The organism is Variovorax sp. Varisp36 (assembly GCF_047304235.1).
In the GTDB taxonomy this organism is placed as follows: domain Bacteria; phylum Pseudomonadota; class Gammaproteobacteria; order Burkholderiales; family Burkholderiaceae_C; genus Variovorax.
Map to the genome: position 1 here is coordinate 32548 of NZ_JBGLYU010000009.1, position 24793 is coordinate 57340.

Below are 24793 nucleotides of genomic sequence, written 5' to 3' on the forward strand. Positions count from 1 at the left end.
ACATGGAACTCCAGATGACAAAAACCCATCGCCCGACGGTCCCGCGGCTCCTGACGATTTCGGTGTGCATCGGCGCACTCGCCATCGCAGGCTGCGACAAGCCAACCAGCACGCCGACCGCTGCCGTCGACCCCGCCGCATCGTCCATTCCCGCGCCGTCGGTGCCGCAGAACAACGCGCCTGCAGCCGTGCCAGTGGCCTATGTGCCACCCTCGGCCGACCAGCTCTACCAGATGGTCGCGCCCATTGCGCTGTACCCCGACAAGCTGGTCGCGCAGATCCTGGCCGGCGCCACCTACCCCGAGCAGATCACCGCCGCGCACGACTGGCTCGCGCAGAACCGCGGCCTCAAGGCCGGACCGCTGGCCGATGCAGCCAACCAGCAGCCCTGGGACCCTAGCGTGAAGTCGCTCACCGCCTTCCGCAGCGTGGTCGACCAGATGGCCGCCAACATCCCGTGGACCGAGTCGCTGGGCAAGGCCTACTACAACGACCCGACCGACGTGATGAACGCGATCCAGGTCATGCGGCAACGCGCGGCCAAGGCCGGCCGGCTCAAGAACAACGACAAGCTGCGCGTGGTCAGCGCGGCGACGCCACAGAACTACGCGCCCGTGCCCGATTCACAAGCCGCGTACTACAGCGGCCCCGCGGTGATCGAACCGCCGCCGCAATACATCACCATCGAGCCCGTGCAGCCCGACGTGGTGTATGTGCCGGCCTATGACCCGCAGGTGATCTACGGCACGCCGCAGCCGGTGTACCCCGGCTATGCGTATGCGCCGCCGGTCGAGGTGGCGCCGGGCTACAGCCAGGGCCAGATGATTACGGCCGGCGTGCTCGCGTTCGGCGCCGGCGTGGTGGTCGGTGCGGCGCTGGAGCGGCACGACTGGGGCTGGCATTCGTGGAACGTGAACTGGGGCGCGCCGGGTTGGCGCGCCCGAGACCGCGGCGCACCGCCGCCCCCGGCCTACCGCCCGGCCGTGGTCTACAACAACAACACCTACATCTCGCGCTCGACCACGGTGGTCAACAACGTGAACAACGTGCGCACCGTCTACAACAACAACGGCGGCGCACCGCGCGGGCTGCCGGCCGGCGCCGCGGCACCCAACTTCGCGACCGCTCCGGGCTTCGCGCCGCAGCAGCAACAGCAGATGCAGCAACAAGCCGCGCTGACCCAGCAGCAGCAGCAACAACAGCAGGCCCGCCAGCAGGAGGCCCTGCTTCGCCAGCAGCAGATGCAGCAACAGGCGCAGCAGCGCTCGCAGCAGCAGGCGCAACAACAACAGGCGCAGCAGCTTCACGCGCAGCAACTGCAGCAACAGCAGCAGGGGCGGCAAGCACAGCTTCAGCAACAGCAGCAGGACCAATTGCGTCGACAACAAGCGCAGCAGGCAGAACAACAGGCGCATCAGCAGCAGCACCCGCCGGCGCGCCTCGCGGGCCAACCGCCGGGAGCACAGCAGCAGCAGCAGCAGGCGCAGTTGGAGCAGTCAAGACGCCAGCAGATGCAGCAACAACAGCAGGCACAACAGCAAGCGCGAGCGCAGCAGCAGGCCCAGTTGCAGCAACAGCAACAGCAACAACAGGCACAGGTCCAGCACCAACGGGAGCAGCAGCAACAGGCGCAGAACCAGGCGCGCCAGCAGCGGCAGGCACAGATGGAGCAAATGCGTCAGCAGCAGGCGCAACAGCAAGCCGCGCACCAGCAACAGCAGCAACAACAGGCCCAGATCCAGCACCAACGGGAACAGCAGCAACAGGCGCAGAACCAAGCGCGCCAGCAGCAGCAGGCACAGATGGAACAGATGCGCCAGCAACAGGCGCAACAGCAAGCCGCGCACCAGCAACAGCAGCAACAGGCGATGCAGATGCAACAGCAACGCCAACAACAACAGGCGCAGCAACAGCAGGCAGCGCAGCAGCACGCCCAGCAACAGGCGCAACAGCAACAACAGCGCGTGGCGGCGGCAGCGGCAGCAGCAGCAGCAGCGGCCCATCGCCCGCCCCGTCACGGCGAACCAGGGCAGCCGCAAGAGCGTCCCTGAGCGGCGAGCCGGCTAACGCATGCCGGCTCTTTTCAGAACCTGTCAGTTCTTGCCGATTTCGGTCAGCAGCCGCGTGACGAGGTAGATGCGCGGCACGATCGAATCGACTTCGATGTACTCGTCGCGTGCGTGATAGCCGAAGCCCGCGAGGCCGAAGCTCTCGACCACCGTTGCCTTGCCCGAACGGCCCGCGTAGCCCGCATCGGTGCCGCCGCCGGTCATCGGCGTCAGCGCGAGCTCGCGGTCGATTTCCTTGTAGATGGCCTGCGCCTTCTCGGCCAGCGCGCGGCCCTTGTCGCCCGCGATGAAGGCCGGGCGGCCCACTTCCACCTTCACCGTGGTCTCGGTGTCGGGAATCAGCTTGCCGGCGGCGATCTTGGCCTGCAGCGCTTCGTTGAGCTTCTTCTCGGCGCCCGGCTGCGTGATGCGGATGTCGCCCAGCGCCTGCGCCTTCTCGGTGATCTGGTTGATGGGGCCGGTGGCGCGTGCCACGGTCCAATTGAGCGTCACGCCGGGAATGTCCTTGGCGAGGTCCTTGGTCTGCAGCATCTGGTACGACAGTTCGTACAGCGCGTTGCGGCCCAGTTCGGGCGCGGCACCGGCATGCGCGGCGCGGCCCTTCACCTCCATCGTTGCCTGTGCGATGCCGGCCGCGCCCAGGAGCAGCGACTCGCCCTTGGCCACCGATTTCGCCACCGTCGGTTCAAAAGACAGCACCGTGTCGTGCTGGTCGGCCATGGTGGCGATCAGTTCGCCGGAGCCGACCGAGCCCACTTCCTCGTCGGGATTCATCAGCACGGTGAGCGTGTCGTAGTCGCGCCAGCCGGCGTCGGCCAGGATCTTCAGCGACGCCAGCATCACCGCGAGGCCGCCCTTGTCGTCGGCGATGCCGGGGCCGTAGATGCGGTTGCCGTCGACCTTGTAGGGCTGGCTGTTCAGGATGCCGGGCGCGTACACCGTGTCCATGTGACCCTGCAGCATGATCTTGCGCTTGCCCGTGCCCTTGAGGGTGCCGATGACGAGGTCGGCGCCCGCGCCGGCCGTGGCCTTGCGGCGCTCGGTCTTGAAGCCGGCGGCCTTCAACCGCCCTTCCACCACGTCAGCCATCTTGAGCAGGCCGTCGACGTTGAGGCTGCCCGATTCGATCAGCACCATCTCCTTGAGGTTGTCGATCACGGCGGGCTGCGCCTTCTCGGCGGCGGCGAGCAGCTTGGCGTCGGGTGCGGCGTGCGCAGCGCCGAGCACCAGGCTGCAAGCCACGGCAATCGAGCAGCGAGCGAAGAAGGAAGAACGCATGGTCATGATGTTCGGTTTCCGAGTGAATGGCGACGGCAAGCATAGCGGGGCAAGGCGCCGGCCGCGCGCAAATCGGAGACACCCGGCGCCGCGCGAGAACGCTACTCAGCGCTTGGCCCGAGCCGCGGTCTTCTTCGCGGCCCCGGTCTTGCGAGGCGCCTTCAACGCAGGCGCCTCGCGCGCAGATTGCATGTGCCCGCTCTCGCCGATGGTCATGCCCACGATGCGCGCAAGCTGGCGGCTCACGCTGATATAGGCGTGGCCCAGGCGGCTGTCGAAGTACAGCGAGTCGCCCTTGGCCATGCGCACCACCTCGCCGTTGTCGAAGTGCACCTCGATCTCGCCCGACAGCACATAGGCGAACTCCTCGCCGCCGTGCCGCACGAAGTCTTCCGGGCCGTGGATCTTTCGCGCATGCACCGTGCCGACGATGGGGCTCATCTGCTTGCCCGCCGCGGTGGTGCCGAGGAACTCGTAGGCGATGGAAAGCCCCTTGTAGACCACGCCCTTGCCCGCGCGCGTGACCACCGGCCCGTCGAGCTGCGCGGGCTTGACGCCGGCACCGGCGAACATGGCGTTCATGTCCATGTCGAGAGCGCGGCCCAGCGCCGTGAAGTTCTCGTAGCCCAGCGCGAGCTGTCCGCGCTCGGCGCGCGAGATGGTGGTGATCGACACGCCCGAGCGCTCGGCCAGCTGAGCCAGCGTCCAGCCGAAGCGCTTGCGTGCAGTGCGCAGGCGGTTGCCGAAGGTGGCGCGGTCCAGCGTGGGCGGCTCGTCCCCGGGCTTCGCTCCCGTCTTGGTCCCTGTGTGTGGATTCACGCTTGGCTTTCTCCTGTGGTGCCGGAGATTCTGCCAGCCGGGGCGCGCGCCATCCATGCCAACCCGCGTGACGCAGGCGCGAAAGTTGCGTATACGCAAATTGCGTGAACGCAAATTTCACCAGCACGGTGCATCATGGTTTCCCCTTGGCATCTCTGAATTAATTTGCGTATCCGCAAATTTCTTCCTACACTTTTCGTCGATGACTTCCAGCACTGCAGAGCCCATCGTGGCTGACTTCCTCGTGATCGGCGGCGGCATCGCCGGGGCCTCGGTGGCCCACTGGCTCGCGCCGCACGCCCGCGTGATCCTTCTCGAACGCGAATCGCAACCCGGCTACCACTCCACCGGCCGCTCCGCCGCCCTCTTCATGGAAAGCTACGGCACCGCGCAGGTGCGTGCCCTCACCATGGCGAGCCGGGCCTTCCTCGAACACCCGCCCGAAGGCTTCAGCGAGCACCCGCTGCTCACGCCCCGCGGCGCGATGATGGTCGCGGGCGCCGACCACATGGCCGAGCTCGAAGCCCACTGGCAGGTGCTGCGCGACATGAACACCGGCGCCTCGCGCCTGAGCGGCGAAGAGGCGCGCGAGATGGTGCCGGCCTTGCGTCCCGAGCAGGTGCAAGGCGCCGTCTACGAGCCTGATGCGTCCGACATGGACGTGCACGCCATTCACCAGGGCTATCTGCGCGGCATGCGGCGCGCGGGCGGCAAGCTCGTGTGCGATGCGGGCGTGACGGCCATTCAACGTGTGGGCGACCGCTGGCGAATGGAAGCCGGCGGCGCGATGTACGAAGCGCCCGTGGTGCTCAACGCGGCCGGTGCATGGGTCGACACCATCGCCCGCATGGCCGGCGTGCCGCCGCTGGGCATCGAGCCGCGCCGGCGCTCGGCGTTCATCTTCGCGCCACCCGATGGCCAGAGCGTGGCTCACTGGCCGATGGTGTTCGGCGCCGACGAGGGCTGGTACATCAAGCCCGACGCCGGCATGCTGCTCGGCTCGCCGGCCAATGCCGATCCGGTCGAGCCGCAGGACGTGCAGCCGGAGGAGATGGACATCGCCATCGCCATGCATCGCATCGAGGAAGCGACCACCCTCGCCATCCGCCGCCCCACGCGCACCTGGGCCGGCCTGCGTTCCTTCGTGGCCGACGGCGATCTCGTCGGCGGCTTCGAACCCGGCGTGCCCGGCTTCTTCTGGGTGGCTGCGCAGGGTGGCTACGGCATCCAGACATCGGCCGCCATGGGCGAGGCCTGCGCCGCGCTGGCGCGCGGGCTGCCGCTGCCAGAGCGCATCGCCTCCTTCGGGCTCACGGCGGAAATGCTGGGCCCGCAGCGGTTGCGCACGGCCGCGGGCTGAGCCCGGCCCGCCTCCGACAACAAACACAAACCCACCCCACGAGGTCCGACCATGCGCGTCTTCAGTGCTTCCCTTGCCACCGAAACCAACACCTTCGGTCCGATGCCGACAGGCCTCGCCTCCTTCAAGGACCGTGGCTACTTCCCCGCCGGCAAGCACCCCGAGGCGATGACGCTGTTCTCGGGCCCGCTGTGGGCCGCACGCATGCGCGGCGCCGACAAGGGCTGGACGCTGTTCGAAGGCATGGTGGCCGGCGCGCAGCCCAGCGGCACGACCACGCGCCACGCCTACGAGACGCTGCGCGACGAGCTGCTCGACGACCTGCGCGCGGTGCTGCCGGTCGACATGGTGCTGCTCGGCCTGCACGGCGCGATGGTGGCCGACGGCTACGACGACTGCGAGGGCGACCTGCTGGCGCGCGTGCGGCAGATCGTCGGGCCCGACGTGGTGATCGGCGCGGAGCTCGACCCGCACAACCACCTCACGCCGCAGATGATCTCCAACGCGAACGTGATGATCTCCTTCAAGGAGTACCCGCACACCGACGTGCTCGAACGCGGGCTGGAGCTGGTCGACATCTGCGCCGCCACGGTCGAGGGCAAGGTGCGGCCGGTGCCCGCGGTGGTCGACTGCGACATGATCGTCACGGTCCACACCTCGCGCCAGCCGGCGCGCGGCTTCGTCGAGCGCATGCAGTCGCTCGAGGGCAAGGACGGCGTGCTCTCGATCTCGCTCACGCACGGCTTCTCGTGGGGCGACGTGCCCGAGATGGGCACCAAGGTGCTGGTCTACACCGACGGCGACAAGGCGAAGGCCGACCTGCTGGCGCGCCAGCTCGCCGACGAGGTCATCGCGATGCGCGACGGTCTCACCGTCAACTACCCAGGCATCGATGCATCGCTGGACGAGGCCCTGGCCTTCGACAGCGGCCCGGTGGTCATCTCCGACGGCGCCGACAACCCCGGCGGCGGCGCGGCCAGCGACTCCACCTTCATCCTGCGCCGCATGGTCGAGCGCGGCATCACCAATGCGGCGCTGGGCCCGCTGTGGGACCCGATAGCGGTGCGCATCGCCTTCGACGCGGGCGTGGGCGCGAAGCTGCCGATGCGCCTCGGCGGCAAGATCAGCCCGCTGTCGGGCGACCCTCTCGATGTCGAATGCACCGTGAAGGCGCTCAAGCACGACCTGGTGATGACCGGCCTGGCCGGCACGCCCACGCTGATGGGCGACAGCGCGCTGGTCGAGGCCAACGGCATCGACATCGTGCTGATCACGCTGCGCAACCAGGCGATGGGCACCGACCTCTTCACGCAGCTGGGCTGCGACCTCGCCGCCAAGAAGATCATCGTCGTGAAGTCTTCCCAGCATTTCTACGCGTCGTATTCCAAGGTGGCGAAGCACGTCATCTACGCAGGCGCACCGGGCGCCGTCACGCTCGACCTGAACACGCTGCCGTATCGCAAGGCCCGCCTGCCGAAATGGCCGATCGGCGTCGCGGCCTGAGCCCTTCCTTCTTTTTTTTGCTGCCTGCCCTCACCGGAGAACCGACGATGAAACGACGGACGCTTGGCGCTCTCGCCGCCCTGGCCCTTTCCACCGCCTTCGCGGCGAGCCTTCCCGCACATGCCCAGACGCCGCAGCCCAAGACGCTGAAGGTGGTGGCGCATGCCGACCTGAAGATCCTCGACCCGACCTTCACCACCGCCTACATCTCGCGCAACTTCGGCTACATGGTCTACGACACGCTCTTCGCGCAGGACGCGAACGGCAAGCCGCAGCCGCAGATGGTGGAGAAGTACACCGCCTCGAAGGACGGCAAGCAGTGGAGCTTCACGCTGCGCCCCAACCTCAAGTTCTCCGACGGCAGCGCCGTCACCTCGGCCGACGCGGTCGCCTCGTTGCAACGCTGGGCCGCACGCGACAGCCTCGGCCGCGCCATGACGGCCAGCGGTGCCGAGTGGAAGGCCACCGACGCGCGCAGCTTCACGCTCACGCTCAACGAGCCCTTCGGGATGGTGCTCGACGCGCTGGCCAAGCCCTCGGGCTTTCCGCCGGTGGTCCTGCCCGAGCGGCTGGCGAAGATGCCGGCCACCGCGCCGCTGACCGAAGTGCTGGGCTCCGGCCCCTTCATCTTCAAGCGCGACGAATGGGTGCCGGGCAACAAGGCGGTGTTCGTGCGCAACCCCAACTACGTGGCGCGCAGCGAGCCGCCGAGCGGCCTGGCCGGCAGCAAGAAGAGCAGCTTCGATCGCGTCGAGTGGCTCTACCTGCCTGACGCCAACAGCGCTGTGGCCGCCCTCAAGCGCGGCGAGGTCGACATCATCGAGCAGCTGCCGCCCGACTACATCACGCCGCTGCGCACCGACACGGGCGTGAAGATCGGCTCCGGCGGCGCCTACCAGGGCTTCCTGGTGATGAACCAGCTGCATCCGCCCTTCAACAACCCGAAGGTGCGCCAGGCGCTGCTGCAGGCCGTGAGCCAGGAGCGCTTCATGGCGGCCATGGGCTTCCCGCTGGACATGCGCATGGCCTACTGCGCCACCTGGTTCATCTGCGGCAGCCCCAACGACACCGCGGCCGGCGCCGAGCCCTACCGCAAGGCCGACGTCGCCAAGGCCAAGAAGATGCTCGCCGACGCCGGCTACAAGGGCGAGAAGGTGGTGCTGCTGGTACCCAGCGACGTGCCCTACCTGAACGCCGAGGCGCTGATGGCCGCGCAGACGATGAAGAGCATCGGCCTGAACGTCGACGCCCAGACCATGGACTGGGCCTCCATCGGCGCGCGCCGCGCCAAGCGCGACGCTGGCGATGCCGGCGGCTGGAACATGTACGTCACCGTGGCCGGCGAGTTCGATGCCAACTCGCCCATCAGCAATGCCTACCTGAGCGCGGCCTGCGGCAACACCCTGCCCGGCTGGCCCTGCGACAAGCAGCTGGACGAGCTGCGCACCGCATGGCTGAAGGAGACCGTGCCCGCCAAGCGCAAGGAACTGCTCGACGCGTTCCAGGCCCGCGCGTATGAAGCCGTGCCGTACATCAATGCGGGCCAGTACTCGGCCGCCTTCGCCGCGCGCACCAGCCTGAAGGGGCTGGACGAGCTGTGGTCCGGCATGCCGACAGTCTGGGCGCTCGACAGGCAATAAGGATTCGAGGGCACCGCCATGGGCTACATCGTTCGACGCTTCATCGCGACCCTGCCCGTCATGGCGGTGGTGGCCGTGGTGGTGTTCCTGCTGATCCATCTTTCGCCGGGCGACCCGGCCGCGCTCATCGCGGGCGACCTCGCCACCACGGAAGACATCGAGAAGCTGCGCGCCGCGCTGGGCCTGAACCTGCCGCTGTGGCAGCAGTTCGGGCTGTGGATCGGCAAGCTCTTCACCGGTGACCTGGGCACCTCGATCTTCACGCAGATGCCGGTCACGCAGCTGCTGGGGCAGCGGCTGGAGCCCACCGTGTCGATCGCGGCGCTGACCATGCTCATCACGCTGGTGGTCTCGGTGCCGCTGGGCACGCTCGCGGCCTACCGCGCGGGCAGCTGGATCGACCGGCTGGTGATGCTGTTCGCGGTGCTGGCCTTCTCGGTGCCGGTGTTCCTCGTGGGCTACCTGCTGGTCTACAGCTTCGCGATCCAGCTGCCGTGGTTTCCGGTGCAGGGCTACGTGCGCTTCGCCGAAGGCCCGGGCGAGTGGCTGCGCTCGCTGGTGCTGCCCTGCGTGAACCTGGCGCTGGTCTACATCGCGCTGGTGACGCGCATGACGCGCGCCACCGTGCTCGAGGTGCTGCACGAGGACTACATCCGCACCGCCCGCGCCAAGGGCCTGGGCGTACTGCCGGTGCTGGGCCACGCGCTGCGCAACGCGGCCATTCCCATCGCCACCACCGTGGGCGCGGGCATCGCGCTGCTGATCGGCGGCGTGGTGGTCACCGAGACGGTGTTCGCCATTCCGGGCGTAGGTCGGCTGGTGATCGACTCGGTGCAGCGCCACGACTACCCGGTGATCCAGAGCGTGCTGCTGCTGTCGGCCGGGGTGTACGTGCTGATCAACCTGCTGATCGACCTGAGCTACCGCCTGTTCGATCCGCGCATCCAGTACTGAACAAACATGTCCACGGTCCTCCCCATGAGCGAGATCGACGCGCCCGCCCCCACGGTGCCGGATGCACACGGCGACACCCCCTTCGTGCCGCCGCGCTGGCGCTGGGCGCGCAAACACCCGACGCTGATCATCGGCGCACTGCTGCTGATCCTGATGGCAGCCCTCTCCATCGGCGCCCCCTGGGTCGCCACGCACGACCCGCAGGACATCGACCCTCTGATGCGCATGCAGCCGCCGTCGGGCGAGCACTGGTTCGGCACCGACGCGCTCGGCCGCGACGTGTTCAGCCGCGCCGTGTGGGGCGGACAGGTGTCGATGATCGTGGGTGCCACGGTCGCGGTGCTGGCCACTTTCTTCGGTGTCGTGCTCGGGCTGGTGTCGGGCTTCGTGCGCTGGGCGGACGGTCCGATCATGCGGGTGATGGACGGGCTCATGGCCATCCCCGGCATCCTGCTGGCCATCGCGCTGATGGCCGTGACGCGCGCCAGCCTGACGACGGTGATCGTCGCCATCACCGTGCCCGAGATTCCGCGCGTGGTGCGGCTGGTGCGTTCGCTCGCGCTCACGCTGCGCGAACAGCTGTATGTGGAGGCCGCGCACGCGGTCGGCACGCGGCTGCCGATGATCCTGCTGCGCCACGTGCTGCCGAACATCGTGGCGCCGCTGGTGGTGCAGGCCACCTTCGTGGCGGCGGCGGCGGTGCTGACCGAGGCGGCGCTGTCGTTCCTCGGCGTGGGCGTGCCGTCGCAGACGCCGAGCTGGGGCAACATGATGGCCGAGGGCCGCAACTTCGTGGCGGTGGCGTTCCACATCATCCTGTACCCGGGCCTGCTGCTGGCGGCCACGGTGCTGGCCATCAACCTGCTCGGCGACGGCCTGCGCGATGCGCTGGACCCGCGCCTGGCGCGGCAACTGTGAAGGGCATGCCATGACGATCACCATGTCCCACACCGCACTTGCCCCCGGCGAGCCGCTGCTCGAAGTCGACAACCTGCGCACCCATTTCCACACGCTGGCGGGCGTAGTGCGCTCGGTCGACGGGGTTTCGTACACCGTGCGCGCGGGCCGCACGCTCGGCGTGGTCGGCGAATCGGGCTGCGGCAAGAGCGTGACCGCGCTGTCGATCCTGCGGCTGGTGCCGACGCCGCCGGGCCGCCACATGGGCGCCGTGCGGCTGCGCGGCACCGACCTGATGCAGCTCAGCGAACGCGAGATGCGGCAGATCCGCGGCAACCGCATCTCGATGATCTTTCAGGAGCCGATGACATCGCTGAACCCGGTGCTCACCGTGGGCCGGCAGATCGCCGAGACGGTGCAGCTGCACCAGAAGGCCAGTCGCGCCGACGCCATGAAGCGCGCGGTCGAGATGCTGCGCGTGGTGCAGATCCCCGAGCCCGAGCGCCGCGTGAACGAGTACCCGCACCAGCTTTCGGGCGGCATGCGCCAGCGCGTGATGATCGCGCTGGCCCTGGCCTGCAACCCAGAGGTGCTGATCGCCGACGAGCCGACGACCGCCCTGGACGTGACCATCCAGGCGCAGATCCTCGACCTCATCAAGCGGCTGCAGAAGGAGCTGGGCATGGGCGTGGTGATGATCACGCACGACCTTGGCGTGGTGGCCGAGAGCTGCGACCGCGTGGTGGTCATGTACGCCGGAAAGAAGGTGGAAGAAGCCGACGTCATCGACCTGTTCGACCGCCCGCTGCATCCCTACACCCGCGCACTGATGGCCTCGATGCCCGCGATGAACACCGCGAGCACGCGACTGACCGAGATTCCGGGACTGGTGCCGGCCGCGCACGAGCTGGGCCGGGGCTGCGCGTTCGCCGCGCGCTGCAGCCACGCGCGTGAACGCTGCCGCACCGAAACGCCGAAGCTGGTGCCGCAGGAGGGCGACCACGTGGTGGCCTGCTTCGCCGTCGAGGAACACTGGGCACAACCGGCCGGCGCCGAGGAGATGGCCGCATGACGACAGCAGCAACAACGACCGCACCGCTGCTGCAGGTGCGCAACCTGCGCAAGCACTACACCACGCCCAAGCGCTGGCTGCGGCCGGCCCGGCCGCCGATCCAGGCGGTGGATGGCGTTTCGTTCGACGTCGCTCGCGGCGAAACGCTATCGCTCGTGGGCGAATCGGGCTGCGGCAAGACGACCACGGCCAAATCGGTGCTGCGGCTGGTGGAGCCCAGCGCGGGCTCGGTGCAGCTCGAAGGCGAGGAGCTGCTGACGCTTTCCTCGAACGAGATGCGCATGCGCCGGCGGCAGCTGCAGATCATCTTCCAGGACCCGTACGCCTCGCTGAACCCGCGCCTGACGGCCGGCGATATCGTGGCCGAGCCCATGCGCAACTTCGGCACGGGCGCGGCGGCCGAGCGGCGCGAACGGGTGCAGTGGCTGTTCTCGCGCGTGGGCCTTCGGCCGGAAGCGGCGAAGAAATTTCCGCACGAGTTCTCGGGCGGGCAACGCCAGCGCCTGGGCATCGCGCGGGCGCTGGCGCTGAACCCGAAGCTGATCGTGTGCGACGAGCCGGTGTCGGCGCTCGACGTGTCGGTGCAGGCTCAGGTCGTCAACCTGCTGATGGACCTGCAGGCCGAGTTCGGCATCGCATATCTCTTCGTCGCGCACGACCTTGCGGTGGTGCGCCACATCAGCCATCGCGTGGCGGTGATGTACCTCGGCCACATCGTGGAGATCGCCGACCGGGACACGCTGTTCTCGGCGCCCCTGCATCCGTATACCGAGATTCTCCTGTCAGCCGTGCCGGTGCCCAACCCGCGCACGCCGGCGCGGCGCATGCTGCTGCAGGGCGATCCGCCGAGCCCGGCGAACCCGCCTTCGGGCTGCCGCTTCCACACCCGCTGCCCGATGGCGCAGGCGGTGTGCAAGGAGAAGGCGCCCGAGCTGGGCGAGCGGCCGTCGTCGTCCGCGAACGGAAGCCATCTGGTCGCTTGCCATTTCCGCTGAAGAAAGGATTTCTCCCGTGTCCGAAAAGCTCCCTCACTACGAACTTCTGATCCGCGGCGGCACCGTGATCGACGGCACCAAGGCGCCGCGCTTCGATGCAGACATCGGCATCGTCGGCGACCGCATCGTCGCCATCGGCAAGCTCGCGGGCCACACGGCGGAACAGACGATCGACGCCACCGGCCGCATCGTCGCCCCGGGCTTCATCGACTCGCATACGCACGACGACCAGGCTGTGCTGTCTCAGGCGCAGATGCCCTTCAAGGTGTCGCAGGGCGTGACCACGGTGGTGGCGGGCAACTGCGGCATCAGCGCCGCGCCGCTGCGCGTGGACATGGACCTGCCCATGCCGCTGAGCCTGCTCGAGTCGCCCGCGGAAGGCCGCTTCACGAGCTTCGCCGCGTACCTCGACGCGCTGCGCGCCACGCCATCGTCGGTGAACGTGGCCGCGATGGTCGGCCACTCGACCCTGCGCGCCGTGGCCATGGCCGACCTCGACCGCCCCGCGAACGACAGCGAGATCGCAGCCATGCAGGCGCTGGTCGAAGAAGCGATGCAGGCCGGCGCCATCGGCATGTCGACCGGCACCTTCTACCCGCCCGCCGTGAAGGCGACGACCGAGGAAATCATCGAGGTTGGCCGCCCGCTCACCGCACGCAAGGCGCTGTACGTGACGCACATGCGCGATGAGAGCGACCGCGTGATGGAGTCGCTCGAAGAGACTTTCCACATCGGCCGCGCGCTCGACATCCCGGTGGTGGTGTCGCATCACAAGGTGCAGAACACGCACAACTTCGGCAAGACGAAAGTCACGCTGCCCTTCATCAAGGAGGCGATGCAGCACCAGTGCATCGGGCTCGACTGCTATCCGTACACGGCGGGTTCCACCATGATCCGCACCGACCGCGGGATGATGGAAGGCCGCGTGCTCATCGCGTCGAGCGTGCCGCATCCCGAGTGCGCGGGCCGCGACCTGAAGGACATCGCCGCCGAATGGGGCGTGTCGGGCGAAGAGGCGGCGAAACGGCTGCAGCCCGGCAGCGCCATCTACTTCATGATGGACGAGGACGACGTGCAGCGCATCCTCGCCTTCGACGAGACCATGATCGGCTCCGACGGCATTCCGCTGGGCGAGAAGCCGCATCCGCGCCTGTGGGGCACCTTCCCACGCGTGCTTGGCCACTACAGCCGCGATGTCGGCCTGTTCCCGCTGGAGACGGCGGTGTGGAAGATGACCGGGCTCACGGCCCGCAACTTCGGCCTGCACGAGCGCGGCACGCTGAAGCCGGGGCACCACGCCGATGTGATGATCTTCAACGCCGCGACGGTGCGCGACACAGCGAACTACGAAACGCCGACGCGGGCGGCCGAAGGCATCGACGCGGTGATCGTGAACGGCGCCGTGACCTGGCGCGCCGGCGTGCACAGCGGGGCACGCAACGGACAGGTAATCACGCGGCGCGACGCAGCCTGAGCGAGCGAGGTCAGTCGGGCGCGTTCATGACGCGATCGAATTCCTCGTCGGCCGGCACGTTGTCTGCATCGAGCTCGCTCGCATCGGTGAGGTCGATACCCGTTTCCTCCGACAGGTCGTCGGACACGTCGGCATCCTGCTCCTCGAAGTCATCGGCGGGCATGTCGTCCTCGTCGTCTTCGGCGGGCGCAGCGGATCGCGCGGTGGCGTCGATGGTGTTCATGATCGGTTCCTCGGCAGATTTCTGACAGCCCCCCTATGGTGCGCCTGTTTCGACCGTTGCGGTTCATCCGGCGCGCAGCATCGGTGTCGGGAAGTTTCCTGCAGGAGCTGGAGGACCGTCAGTCCTTGTGCACGTGGCCGTGCTCCCCGTGGCCCGGGTCGTCGCGGCCATGGTCGTGCCCTTGCTCGCCGTGTGCCAGCCGGCTCACGAGTGTGACCAGCACGATGCCCGCGGCCAGCCACAGGATCTGCGCGGCGGTCTGGCGCGCTGGCAGGCGCTTTTGCAGTTGCGGAATCAGGTCGGCCAGCGCCACGTAGACAAAACTACTACCAGCCAGCACCAGGAAGTACGGCAGCCAGCTGTGCAGCTGATCGACCAGCCACCAGCCCGCGATGCCGCCCAGCGCGGTCATGGTGCCGGCCAGCGACACCTTCACCAGCGCTGCGCGCTGGTTGGCCGAACTCTGGCGCAGCACGACGAGGTCGCCGATGTGATGCGGAACTTCGTGCGCCAGCACCGCGATGGCGGCGACCAGGCCAAGGCGCAGGTCGGCGGCGAAGGCCGAGGCGATCAGGATGCCGTCGCCGAAGCAGTGCACGCTGTCCCCCGTGAGCACGGCCCACCCGCCGGTGCGGGGCCCGTGGTCGTGTGCATGAGCGTGCGAGTGCTCGTGGCCATGGTCGTGGCCGTCGTGCCCGCCCTTCTCCTCGCCATGGTGATGCTCATGCCCGTGGTGCCACAGCTCGGCCTTGTCGAGCAGGAAGAAGAACACCAGCCCGAACAGCAGCACGGCGAACAGCAGCGCCGGCTCGATGCGGCTTTCGAAGGCTTCGGGCAGCAGGTGCATGAAGGCAGTGGCCAGCAGCGCGCCGGCCGCCAGGCTCAGCAGGTGCTGCGGGTTCACGCCGCCCGACCCGCTGCGCACACCCACCTTCAACAACAGGGCCGCGAGCCAGACGCTCCCGATACCGGCAACCAGGGTCGCCGCGATGATGACTATCAAATTCATAGCTGGGCTTGCGCAAGAAGAGCGGCCGTCAGGGCCGCATACCGTTCATAAAAAGAGAAAGGCCGTCACGCGGACGGCCTTCGGCGGGGTGGCTACAAGGCGCCGTCTTCAGGCGACGCCATTGGCTTTGAACCAGGCCGTGGCGCGTTGCCAGCCGTCTTCCGCCGCGCTCTTGACATAGCTCGGGCGGTAGTCGGCGTGGAATGCATGGCCTGCTTCGGGATACACGACGAAGCTCGACGCCTTGGCCGCCGGGGTTCCGGTGGCCAGAGCTGCTTTCATCTTATCAACCGTGTCAAGAGGGATGCCCTGGTCTTTTCCACCGTACAGGCCGAGCACCGGCGCCTGCAGGCCGGCGGCGATGTCGATCGGGTGCTTCGGCGTCAGTACGCTGGCCTGCCCGGCCAGCCGGCCGTACCAGGCCACGCCCGCCTTGACCTTGCCGGTGGCGGCATAGAGCCAGACGATGCGACCGCCCCAGCAGAAGCCGGTGATGCCGGCCTTGCCGGTGTCGCCGCCGTTGGCCCTGGCATAGGCCAGCGCGCCGTCGAGGTCGGCCATGACCTGCGCGTCGGGCACCTTGGTGACGATGTCGGCCTGCAGCTTCGGAATGTCGGTGTAACCGCGCGGGTCGCCCTGGCGCGCATACAGCTCGGGAGCGATGGCCATGTAGCCGAGTTGGGCGAAGCGGCGGCAGGTGTCGGCGATGTACTCGTGCACGCCGAAGATTTCCTGGATCACCAGGATCACCGGCAGGCCGGTCTTGCCTTCTGGCGCGGCCGCGTAGGCGGGCACCTCGAAGCCGTTGACGGTGTACTTGATGGGGCCGGCCTTCAGGCCTTCGGCCGTGGTGCTGATGGCGGTCTGCGCCATCACCGGCAACACGGCAGCCGCGTAGCCCACGCCGATGGCGGCCTTGAGCGCGGTGCGGCGCGTGGCGCCCTGCCCGGTGCTCTCGCCGGGGCGAAGCGAATCGAAGTCGGAACGGCTGTCGTCGAGGGACATGGGAAGGGCTCCAGTTGAATCGTCGAACAATGGGGCGTGGCGCCATGGAAAACGCACGCCGCAATGTAGGCGAAATCGGCCCTGCCCCTCCAAGCCCTGAAATTCAGTGGGGTTGGTGCGACGCGTACGCCCGGCGCGCCAGCGCAGCGGCCAGCACCTGCGCGGGATCGACCAGGTCCAGCCCGGCCACGGCCGCAGAGCCTTGCAGCCCCAGCGGCACCTCGGTGCAGCCCATGATGATGGTGACGGGGCCGTGGCGTTCGGCGAGCTTCAGGGCCACCTCGGAGAAGCACTGCTCGGCGAGCGGCATGTTGCCGGCCTTCACGCCGTCGAAGATGCCCCGCATGATGGTCCGGCGCTCCTCGGGCAGCGGCACGTGGCAGCCCAGGCCCGCGTCGGCCAGCGCCTGTTCGTAGAGCCGCACGCGGTAGGTGCCTTCGGTGGCCATCAGCGCCACGCCGGCCGCGCCCTGCTCGGCCACGTGGCGCGCCGTTTCGCGCGCCATGTGCAGCAGCTCGACCTGCGGAAAACGCTCCTGCAGGTTGGCGTGCCAGGCATGCGCGGTGTTGCATGCAATGGCGACGGCCCTGCTGCCCAGCGCGGCCAGGCGGCCCAGCGCCTGCAGCATCGGTTCGAGCGGCTGATGCGCGCCCTGCTCGGCCGAAGCCAGCGCGTCGGTGCGGTCGGGCACCGGCACCTGCGCGAGCCAGTGCTCGGGAAAGGCCTGGTCGCGCACCGGCTCGCCGCGCGAGCGCATCTGCTGCGCGCAGGCCTGCACGAAGAGCCGCACGAAGTCGGCGCCCGCCGCGGGGCCCATGCCCCCCAAGATGCCTACAACGTTCGTCGAAGCCATGATCTTTCTCTTTTCAGGAATACCGCGGAACCGGCTTTGCCGGGCAGCTGGTATTGCCCCCGGTAGGGGGTTGGCAAAGCGGCACGAAGTGCGCGCAGCCTGGGGGCGAGCTCAAGTAGCGGGCTTGTCGCTGAGGGCCTTCAGGTTTTCCTTCAGCTGCGGGCTCATCGGCAGGTTCAGCGGCACGTTCTTCGGCGGGATCGGCTGCATGAACCACTTGTTGTAGAGCTTCTCGAACTCGCCGCTCTTCATCATGCCGGCGAAGGTGTCGTCCACCAGCTTCTTGAAGGCCGGGTCGTCCTTGGGCAGCATGCAGGCATAGGGCTCGACCTGCAGCGGCTCGCCCACCACCTCGAAGTCGGCCGGCGTCTTGGAATTGGCGATCAGGCCGAACAGCAGGATGTCGTCCATGGCGAAGGCCACGGCGCGGTCGCTTTCCACCAGCAGGAACGAATCGGCGTGGTCCTTGCCGAGCACGATGTCCATGCCGAGGTTCTTCTCGGTGTTGTACTTGCGCATGACCAGCGCGTTGGTGGTGCCGGTGGTGCTCGCCACGGTCTTCTTCGCGAGGTCGGCGTAGTCCTTGATCTTCGAGGACTTCTTCACCAGCAGGCGCGTACCGGTATAGAAGTGATTGATGGCAAAGGCCACGTCCTTGCCGCGTGCGGAGTTGTTGGTGGTGGAGCCGCACTCCAGGTCGACGGTGCCGTTGGTGATCAGCGGAATGCGGTTTTGCGAAGTGACGGGCATCAGCGCGACCTGCAGGTTGGGCTTGTTCAGCTTCTTCTTCACTGCTTCGACCACAGCGTTGGAGAGCTCCACCGAAAACCCGATCGGCTTGTTGGGACCATCGAGATAGCTGAAGGGCACCGACGACTCGCGGTAGGCGAGCGTGATCTTGCCGGACTCGGCGATCTTGGCGAGCGTGTCGGCGGCCTGCGCGCCCGTGGCGGTGAAAAGCACCGCAGCGGCCATCGAAGCCATCAGGACGGAAAGTTTCATTCGAGCCCTCATTCGGTTGGATTGAACAGGCGGCCAGTGTAGGAAGGAGTGACGCAAAACGACAATTCCAATTGAAATCCGACCCATGCCCAAAGGTTATGGGCGAGGCTTCTTTTGGCATTTCCGGCTGGGGCCGCGTCCTCCTACAGTCTTGGCTCTGATCTCAACCTCCGGAAAGTTGCCTCCATGCATGTGTGTGTGCTCGGTGCCGGCATCGTGGGCCTGGCCACCGCCTGGCAGCTCGAACGCCAGGGCCATCAGGTCACCGTGATCGACCGTGCCGGCCCCGGCGCAGGTGCAAGCGGCGGCAACGGCGCGCAGCTCAGCTATTCGTACGTGCAGCCGCTGGCCGATCCGTCGATCTGGAAGCAGTTGCCCAAGCTGCTGCTGTCGCCCACCTCGCCGCTGAAGCTGCGGCCGCAACTCGATCCGCTGCAGTGGCGCTGGGGCATGGCCTTTCTTGCCGCCTGCAACGCACAGACGTCGCGCGACACGACGGCCAGGCTGCTGGCGCTGGCCGCATCGAGCCGCACCGGGTTCGAGGCGATGCAGGCCGACATCGCGCCCGACTGCGATTTCTCGGCCACCGGGAAACTGGTGCTGTACGGCAACTCGGCGTCGCTCGAGGGTGCACGCGCGCAGCTTGAACTGCAGCGTGCCATGGGGAGCGAACAGCGGTTGGTGACGCCCGACGAATGCATCGCCATCGAGCCCGCGCTCGCCGGCTACCGCGGCCAGATGGCGGGCGCCGTCTACACGCCGAGCGAATGTGCAGCCGACTGCCTCAAGGTGTGCGCCGAGCTGATGCGCGCACTGAGTGCGCGCGGCGTGCGTTTCATGCTCGGCGCCGACGTGAGCGGCTTTGCGCGCAGCGAAGACCGCATCGCCGCGGCACGGACCAGCAACGGCGACGTGGAAGCCGATGCTTTCGTGATGGCGCTGGGCTCGGCCTCGCACAAGCTCGGCCGCGCACTCGGCGCCTACCTGCCGGTGTACCCGCTCAAGGGCTACAGCATCACGGTCGACGTCGATCCGGCGCCCGGCGCCGCCCCGCATGTGAACGTGACCGACAGCGCACGCAAGGTGGTGTTCGCGCGCATCGGCTCACGCCTGCGCGTGGCGGGCATGGCCGAGCTCGTGGGACACGACGCGAGCATTCCGGCCACGCGCATCGAGACGCTGTCAGCCGCAACCCGCGCCCTCTTTCCGCATGCGAGCCGGCTGGAAGAACTGCATCCCTGGACGGGCATGCGGCCCGCCACGCCGACGGGGCTGCCGATCATCGGGCGGCTGCCGAGCGCACCGTCGAACATGCTGTTCAACACGGGCCATGGCGCGCTGGGGTTCACGCTGGCGTTCGGCTCGGCGCTGCAGATCGCACAGGACTTGCAGGCCTGAACTAGATGTTTTCCTGAATCGCCTGCTGCATGCAGCGGGTGATGCCGCGCACCGCCACCGAATCGGGCCGTGCCGCGAAGCGCAGCGCGCGAATCGGCACCGGAATATGCGGCTCCAGCGTCAGCACGTCGACCTTCTCGCGGTCCGCCGAGCGCGCCGTGCAGCCATCGACCAGCGCCACACCGATGCCATGGTGCGCCATGGCCAGCGCCGCGTGATAGGTCTGCACCGTGACCACCGCCTGCTGGAAGCCCACGCCCGCCTGCCGGCAGGCCTGGCTCAGGCTGGTGCCGACGGGGTCGCGGCTGTCGAGGCCGATCACCGGGCGGTTGACGAGGTCGTGCAGCGCCACCGACCCGTTGCGCACCAGCGCGCGCGGCAGCATGCCCTTGGGCGCGACGCACACCATGCGGCTGTCGGCCAGCGTCTCCTGCGTGAGCGAGGGATGCACGGCGGGGCTGAAGGCGAAGCCCACGTCGGCCTCCTGCAGCAGCAGCGCCGACATGATCTGCGGCGAGTGCAGCGACTCGACGGTGATCGCATAGCCCGGATGCTTTTCGCGAAACGCCTTGAGTGCGCGCGGCAGGATGTCGTAGCTCAGCGCCAGCACGCTGAGGATGCGCAACTCGCCCGTGTCGCCCGCGGTGCGCAGGTTGGCCGCCAGCCGCTGCACCTCGTCGAGCTGCGCGAACAGCCGCTCGATGTGCGGGTACAGCGTGAGGGCCTCGGTGGTCGGCGTGAGCCGGCCCTTGGCGCGCTGGAACAGCGGAAAGCCCAGTTGCAGCTCGGCATGCTGCAGCGTGCGGCTGACCGCCGGTTGCGTGATGTTGATGAGCCGCGCGGCCGCGCTCACGCTGCCCGTGAGCATGATCGCGTTGAAGACCTCGATGTGACGCAGGCGCATGCTGAATCAGCGGCTCGATGACTTGTTCGCGAAGCACCGTGGAACCGGCTTCGCCGGGCCACCGGTGTTGCCCCCTGCAGGGGGTGGGCGAAGCGACACGAAGTGCGCGAAGACTGGGGGCGGGTTCATTTCGCGCGCGCGATATCCATGACCATGCGGGTGCCGAGGTACAGGCGCGGTTCGATCGAATCGATCAGCACGTATTCGGCATCGGCCGAGTGCGCGCCGAAGCCCTGCAGGCCGAAGCGCTCGATGACGGGCGCCTTGGTCTTCAGCGCCGCGAAGGCCGCGTCGGTGCCGCCGCCGGCGGCCTTGTCGTCGGCGCCCAGCGGCCGGCCGAGCTCGTCCTTGTAGATCTGCTGCGCATGGCGGGCCAGGGCGCGCGAGGCGTCGGTGGCTTCGAGCGGCGGACGGCGGCGCTCGAACTTCAGCTCGACCTTGGCCTCGGGAATGAGCTGCTTCTTCACGCGCTCGTTCACCTGCTGCTCGATGCGGTCGTAGTCGCTGACCTTCAGCACGCGCACATCGGCACCCGCTGTGGCGCTGGCCGGAATCACATTGCGGTTGCTGCCCGACTTGGAGATGGTCCAGTTCATCTTCAGTCCGGTGGCCGGATCGGACAGGTCGCGCATCTGCAGGATCTGGTGCGACAGCTCGTACAGCGCGTTCACGCCCAGCTCGGGTGCCGAGCCCGCGTGCGAGGCCTTGCCCGTGACGTGCAGCGTGACCGAGGCGATGCCCGCCGTGGCGAGCGAAAGCTTGTCTTCCTTCACATAGGCGCCTTCGAAGGACAGCACCGCATCGTGCTCGGCGCCCATGCGCGTGATGAGCGCGCGCGCGCCGGGCGAACTGATTTCCTCGTCGCCGTTGATCAGCACGGTGAGCGTGCCGTACTCCTTGAATTTCATTGCCTGCAGCATCGACACGATGTGCGTGATGACCGCCACGCCCTGCTTGTCGTCGGCAATGCCCAGGCCGTAGGCCTTGTCGCCTTCGATGCGGAACGGCTGCTTGTCGAGCATGCCCACGGTGTAGACCGTGTCCATGTGCGCGATCAGCAGGATCTTCTTCTTGCCCGTGCCCTTGAAGGTGGCGCGCACCACGCGGCCGATCTTCTCGGGCGTGTCTTCCATGCGGTAGGCCTCGGCGCTCGGATCGATCAGTTCGACCTCGCCGCCCAGCGCATTGAACTTCGCGGCGACGAGGTCGGAGATCTTCTCGAGCCCGTCGAGGTCGCGACTGCCCGATTCGACGGAGACCAGCTCCTTGAGCGTGTCGAGCAGCGCGGGCTTTTCCTTGGCGGCGAGCGCGGCGATGCGGGCGTCGGGCGCGGCAAAGGCGCAGCCCAGGAAGGCCGCGCAGGCGGCGGCGAGCAGGAATTGGCGATGCGGGAATTTCATGTGCTTGTGTGCTTCCTTCGTTGTCTCTTTTTCAGTACGCCTCAATGCGCCTTGTCCCAGTTGGGACCGACGCCGATCTCGGCCAGCAGCGGTACCTTCAGCGCGGCCACGCCGGCCATGAGACGAGGGATTTCGGTGCGCACCCATTCGATCTCCGCCTCGGGTACTTCGAACACCAGTTCGTCGTGCACCTGCATGATCATCCTGGTGCCGCGCTTCTCTTCGTCAAGCACGTTCTGTACCTTCACCATGCTGAGCTTGATGAGGTCGGCCGCCGTGCCCTGCATCGGCGCATTGATGGCCGCGCGCTCGGCGCCGCCGCGACGCGGGCCGTTGGGCGAGTTGATCTCGGGCAGATACAGGCGGCGGCCGAACACGGTTTCCACATAGCCCTGCTCCTTGGCGAGCGCCTTGGTCTCGTCCATGTAGGCCTTCACGCCCGGGTAGCGCGCGAAGTAGCGCTCGATGTATGAGGCCGCGGCCTTGGTCTCGATGCCGAGGTTCTTTGCCAGGCCGAAGCTGCTCATGCCGTAGATCAGCCCGAAGTTGATGACCTTGGCATAGCGGCGCTGCTCGCTCGACACTTGGTCTGGCGTGGAGCCGAACACCTCCGCGGCCGTGGCGCGGTGCACGTCGATGCCTTCGGTGAAGGCGCGCAGCAGCGACTCGTCGCCGCTGATGTGGGCCATGATGCGCAGCTCGATCTGCGAGTAGTCGGCGCTGGCGATCACGCTGCCGGCGGGCGCCACGAAGGCCTCGCGCACGCGGCGGCCTTCGGGCGTGCGGATCGGGATGTTCTGCAGGTTGGGGTCGTTGCTGCTCAGGCGGCCCGTTACGGCCACGGCCTGCGCGTAGTGCGTGTGCACGCGGCCGGTGCGCGGGTTGGCGAGCTGGCCGAGCTTGTCGGTGTAGGTGCCCTTGAGCTTCGACAGGCCGCGGTGCTCGAGGATCTTGGCCGGCAGCGGGTAATCCTCGGCCAGTTTCTCGAGCACTTCCTCGTCGGTGCTGGGTGCGCCGCTCGGCGTCTTCTTGACCACGGGCAGGCCCAGCTTGGTGAAGAAGATCTCGCCGATCTGCTTGGGGGAACCGAGGTTGAAGGGCTGGCCCGCGATGTCGTAGGCCTCCTGCTCGAGCGCCATGATGCGCGTGCCGAGTTCGTGGCTCTGTGCGGCGAGCGTGGGTGCGTCGATCAGCACGCCGTTGCGCTCGACGCGGTAGAGCGCCTCGCTCGAATCCATTTCGAGCTGGTAGACGAAGCGCAGCTTTTCGTTCCTCTCCAGCTGGGGCCACAGCGTGTTGTGCACGTCGAGCGTCTGGTCGCTGTCCTCGCACGAATACTCGGCGGCCTTGGCGATGTCGACCTGGCTGAACGGGATCTGGTGCGCGCCCTTGCCGCACAGGTCTTCGTACGAAATGCCGCTGCGGCCGAGGTGGCGCTCGGCCAGGCTGGACAGGCCGTGCGGCTTGTGCACTTCGAGCACATAGCTCTGCAGCATGGTGTCGTGCGCATAGCCCTGCACCTCGATGCCGTGGTTGGCGAACACATGGCGGTCGTACTTGATGTGCTGGCCGAGCTTCTTCTTCGCGCCGTTCTCGAGCCAGGGCTTGAGCCTGGCAAGCACCTCGTCGATGGGCAGCTGCTCCGGCGCATCGGGGTAGTTGTGGGTCAGCGGGATGTAGGCCGCTTCGCCGGGCGTGACGCTGAAGCTCACGCCGACGATCTGCGCGACCATCTCGTCGAGCGAAGTGGTTTCGGTGTCGATGGCCGCGAGTTCGGCGGCTTCGAGCTTCGCGAGCCAGGCGTCGAACTGCGCCCAGGTCGTGATCGTGTCGTACTTGAGGTTGCTTGCGGGGGAAGCGGCCTCCAGAGCTTCGAGCCCGGAGGGTTCGTCGAACAGGCCGCCCTGGTCGCTATCGGCCCGGGAGGCAGCCTTCTTCTTGAGGCTCTCCTCGATCAGCTCGGGCGGCACTTCCTGCGCTTCGAGCGCCTTGACCAGGCTCTTGAAGCCGAACTTCTCGTAGAAGGGCTTGAGCTCGGCGGTCTGCGGCGCCCCCACGGGCAGCCCGTCCAGCGACGGAAGGCCGGCAACGTGGCCATCGAGGTCGCAGTCGGTGCGAATGGTGACGAGGCGCCTGCTCAGCGGCAGCTTGTCGAGCGCCTTGCGCAGGTTTTCACCGGCCGCGCCCTTGACCTCGGTGGACCGTTCGATCAGTGCATCGAGCGAGCCGTATTCGAGCAGCCACTTGGCCGCCGTCTTGGGGCCGACCTTCTCGACGCCGGGCACGTTGTCGACCGAATCGCCGACCAGCGTCTGGTAGTCGATCATCAGGTTCGGCGGCACGCCGAACTCCGCCGTCACGCCCGCCACGTCGCGCTTCTTGCCGTTCATCGTGTCGATGATGGTGATGTGCTCGTCGACCAGCTGGCTCAGGTCCTTGTCGCCGCTGGACACGATCACCTCGACACCCTGCGCGGCGGCGATCTTGGCGAGCGTGCCGATGACGTCGTCGGCCTCCACGTCGGGCACGCTGAGCACGGGCCAGCCGAGCAGCTTCACCACCTCGTGGATGGGGTCGATCTGGCTGCGCAGGTCGTCGGGCATCGGCGAGCGATTGGCCTTGTACTCGGGGTACCAGTCGTCGCGGAAGGTCTTGCCGGGCGCATCGAAGATGCAGGCCGCGTAGTCCGCGCGCACCTCGCGGCGCAGCGCGGTCATCATGTTGATCATTCCCCGGATGGCGCCGGTCGCCGGGCTCTTGGAGTCGCCGGGCACGGCCCGCAGATCGGGCATGGCGTGGAAGGCGCGGTAGAGATAGCTCGAGCCATCGACGAGCAGCAGCGTTTTCTTGTCGGTCATCGGGCCATTTTGCCGTGCCCGCAGCAGCGCTCCGAACCACGACGGCACGAGGCTCCAGCCGACGCCCAAGGATCGGGGCC

General features: G+C 67.8%; 20 protein-coding genes. 10 read left to right on the forward strand and 10 right to left on the reverse strand.

Going from position 1 to position 24793, the window contains the following annotated elements:
• The first annotated feature begins 14 nt into the window (after positions 1–14).
• Positions 15–2051, forward strand: coding sequence for a DUF3300 domain-containing protein (locus ACCD11_RS07935; protein ID WP_413313394.1), 2037 nt, complete (start codon positions 15–17; stop codon positions 2049–2051).
• A gap of 42 nt (positions 2052–2093) precedes the next feature.
• On the opposite strand, the gene ACCD11_RS07940 is transcribed toward ACCD11_RS07935, so the two are convergent.
• On the reverse strand, positions 2094–3353 hold the full coding sequence (locus tag ACCD11_RS07940; protein WP_413313395.1) for a M20/M25/M40 family metallo-hydrolase: 1260 nt from the start codon (positions 3351–3353) through the stop codon (positions 2094–2096).
• Positions 3354–3452: 99 nt separating this feature from the next.
• Positions 3453–4166 (reverse strand): helix-turn-helix domain-containing protein, encoded by a 714-nt coding sequence (locus tag ACCD11_RS07945; protein WP_413313396.1) that lies wholly within the window; start codon positions 4164–4166, stop codon positions 3453–3455.
• A gap of 202 nt (positions 4167–4368) precedes the next feature.
• Here ACCD11_RS07945 and ACCD11_RS07950 point away from each other — a divergent pair, with 202 nt between their 5' ends.
• Genes ACCD11_RS07950 through ACCD11_RS07985 form a run of 8 tightly spaced genes read left to right on the forward strand, consistent with a single transcriptional unit; the run spans position 4369 to position 14061 of the window.
• Positions 4369–5526, forward strand: a complete 1158-nt coding sequence (locus ACCD11_RS07950; RefSeq protein ID WP_413313397.1) for an NAD(P)/FAD-dependent oxidoreductase — start codon at positions 4369–4371, stop codon at positions 5524–5526.
• A gap of 51 nt (positions 5527–5577) precedes the next feature.
• Positions 5578–7029 carry a M81 family metallopeptidase gene (locus ACCD11_RS07955; RefSeq protein ID WP_413313398.1) on the forward strand — a complete coding sequence of 484 codons (1452 nt, stop codon included), beginning with the start codon at positions 5578–5580 and terminating at the stop codon, positions 7027–7029.
• A 47-nt stretch (positions 7030–7076) separates the two neighbouring features.
• Positions 7077–8669, forward strand: a complete 1593-nt coding sequence (locus tag ACCD11_RS07960) for an ABC transporter substrate-binding protein (protein WP_413313399.1) — start codon at positions 7077–7079, stop codon at positions 8667–8669.
• A gap of 18 nt (positions 8670–8687) precedes the next feature.
• Entirely contained in the window at positions 8688–9623 is a 936-nt protein-coding gene (locus ACCD11_RS07965; protein WP_007831166.1) for an ABC transporter permease, read from the forward strand.
• Positions 9624–9647: 24 nt separating this feature from the next.
• The gene (locus ACCD11_RS07970) at positions 9648–10541 is read left to right on the forward strand and encodes an ABC transporter permease (protein ID WP_413313530.1); all 894 of its coding nucleotides are present in this window, start codon (positions 9648–9650) and stop codon (positions 10539–10541) included.
• Positions 10542–10551: 10 nt separating this feature from the next.
• The gene (locus ACCD11_RS07975) at positions 10552–11592 is read left to right on the forward strand and encodes an ABC transporter ATP-binding protein (protein WP_007831171.1); all 1041 of its coding nucleotides are present in this window, start codon (positions 10552–10554) and stop codon (positions 11590–11592) included.
• Positions 11589–12587, forward strand: coding sequence for an ABC transporter ATP-binding protein (locus ACCD11_RS07980; protein ID WP_413313400.1), 999 nt, complete (start codon positions 11589–11591; stop codon positions 12585–12587). The genes ACCD11_RS07975 and ACCD11_RS07980 overlap by 4 nt, the downstream gene beginning before the upstream one ends.
• A 16-nt stretch (positions 12588–12603) precedes the next feature.
• Positions 12604–14061 carry an N-acyl-D-amino-acid deacylase family protein gene (locus ACCD11_RS07985; protein ID WP_413313401.1) on the forward strand — a complete coding sequence of 486 codons (1458 nt, stop codon included), beginning with the start codon at positions 12604–12606 and terminating at the stop codon, positions 14059–14061.
• Between the two features lie 10 nt (positions 14062–14071).
• Here the strand turns inward: ACCD11_RS07985 and ACCD11_RS07990 are convergent, their stop codons facing one another.
• The 5 genes from ACCD11_RS07990 to ACCD11_RS08010 all read right to left on the reverse strand — a co-directional run bounded on the left by ACCD11_RS07990 (position 14072) and on the right by ACCD11_RS08010 (position 18153).
• On the reverse strand, positions 14072–14284 hold the full coding sequence (locus ACCD11_RS07990; RefSeq protein ID WP_007831182.1) for a hypothetical protein: 213 nt from the start codon (positions 14282–14284) through the stop codon (positions 14072–14074).
• Between the two features lie 118 nt (positions 14285–14402).
• Positions 14403–15293, reverse strand: a complete 891-nt coding sequence (locus ACCD11_RS07995) for a ZIP family metal transporter (protein ID WP_413313402.1) — start codon at positions 15291–15293, stop codon at positions 14403–14405.
• A 108-nt stretch (positions 15294–15401) separates the two neighbouring features.
• Positions 15402–16298 (reverse strand): dienelactone hydrolase family protein, encoded by an 897-nt coding sequence (locus ACCD11_RS08000; protein WP_413313403.1) that lies wholly within the window; start codon positions 16296–16298, stop codon positions 15402–15404.
• A 103-nt stretch (positions 16299–16401) separates the two neighbouring features.
• The gene (locus tag ACCD11_RS08005; protein ID WP_413313404.1) at positions 16402–17151 is read right to left on the reverse strand and encodes an aspartate/glutamate racemase family protein; all 750 of its coding nucleotides are present in this window, start codon (positions 17149–17151) and stop codon (positions 16402–16404) included.
• Positions 17152–17262: 111 nt separating this feature from the next.
• Positions 17263–18153, reverse strand: a complete 891-nt coding sequence (locus ACCD11_RS08010) for a transporter substrate-binding domain-containing protein (protein ID WP_007831192.1) — start codon at positions 18151–18153, stop codon at positions 17263–17265.
• Between the two features lie 186 nt (positions 18154–18339).
• Between ACCD11_RS08010 and ACCD11_RS08015 the strand changes: the two genes are divergently transcribed.
• Entirely contained in the window at positions 18340–19551 is a 1212-nt protein-coding gene (locus ACCD11_RS08015; protein WP_413313405.1) for a D-amino acid dehydrogenase, read from the forward strand.
• 1 nt (position 19552) lies between these two features.
• On the opposite strand, the gene ACCD11_RS08020 is transcribed toward ACCD11_RS08015, so the two are convergent.
• From ACCD11_RS08020 to polA, 3 genes are all read right to left on the reverse strand, one after another.
• Positions 19553–20455: a LysR family transcriptional regulator gene (locus ACCD11_RS08020; protein ID WP_007831195.1), complete on the reverse strand. Its 903-nt coding sequence runs from the start codon at positions 20453–20455 to the stop codon at positions 19553–19555.
• A 125-nt stretch (positions 20456–20580) separates the two neighbouring features.
• Complete coding sequence (locus ACCD11_RS08025; RefSeq protein WP_413313407.1) at positions 20581–21855, reverse strand: M20/M25/M40 family metallo-hydrolase; 1275 nt, start codon at positions 21853–21855, stop codon at positions 20581–20583.
• A gap of 41 nt (positions 21856–21896) precedes the next feature.
• A complete protein-coding gene (gene polA / locus ACCD11_RS08030) occupies positions 21897–24713 on the reverse strand; it encodes a DNA polymerase I (RefSeq protein WP_413313409.1) in 2817 nt (938 codons plus the stop codon).
• Between the last annotated feature and the right edge of the window lie 80 nt (positions 24714–24793).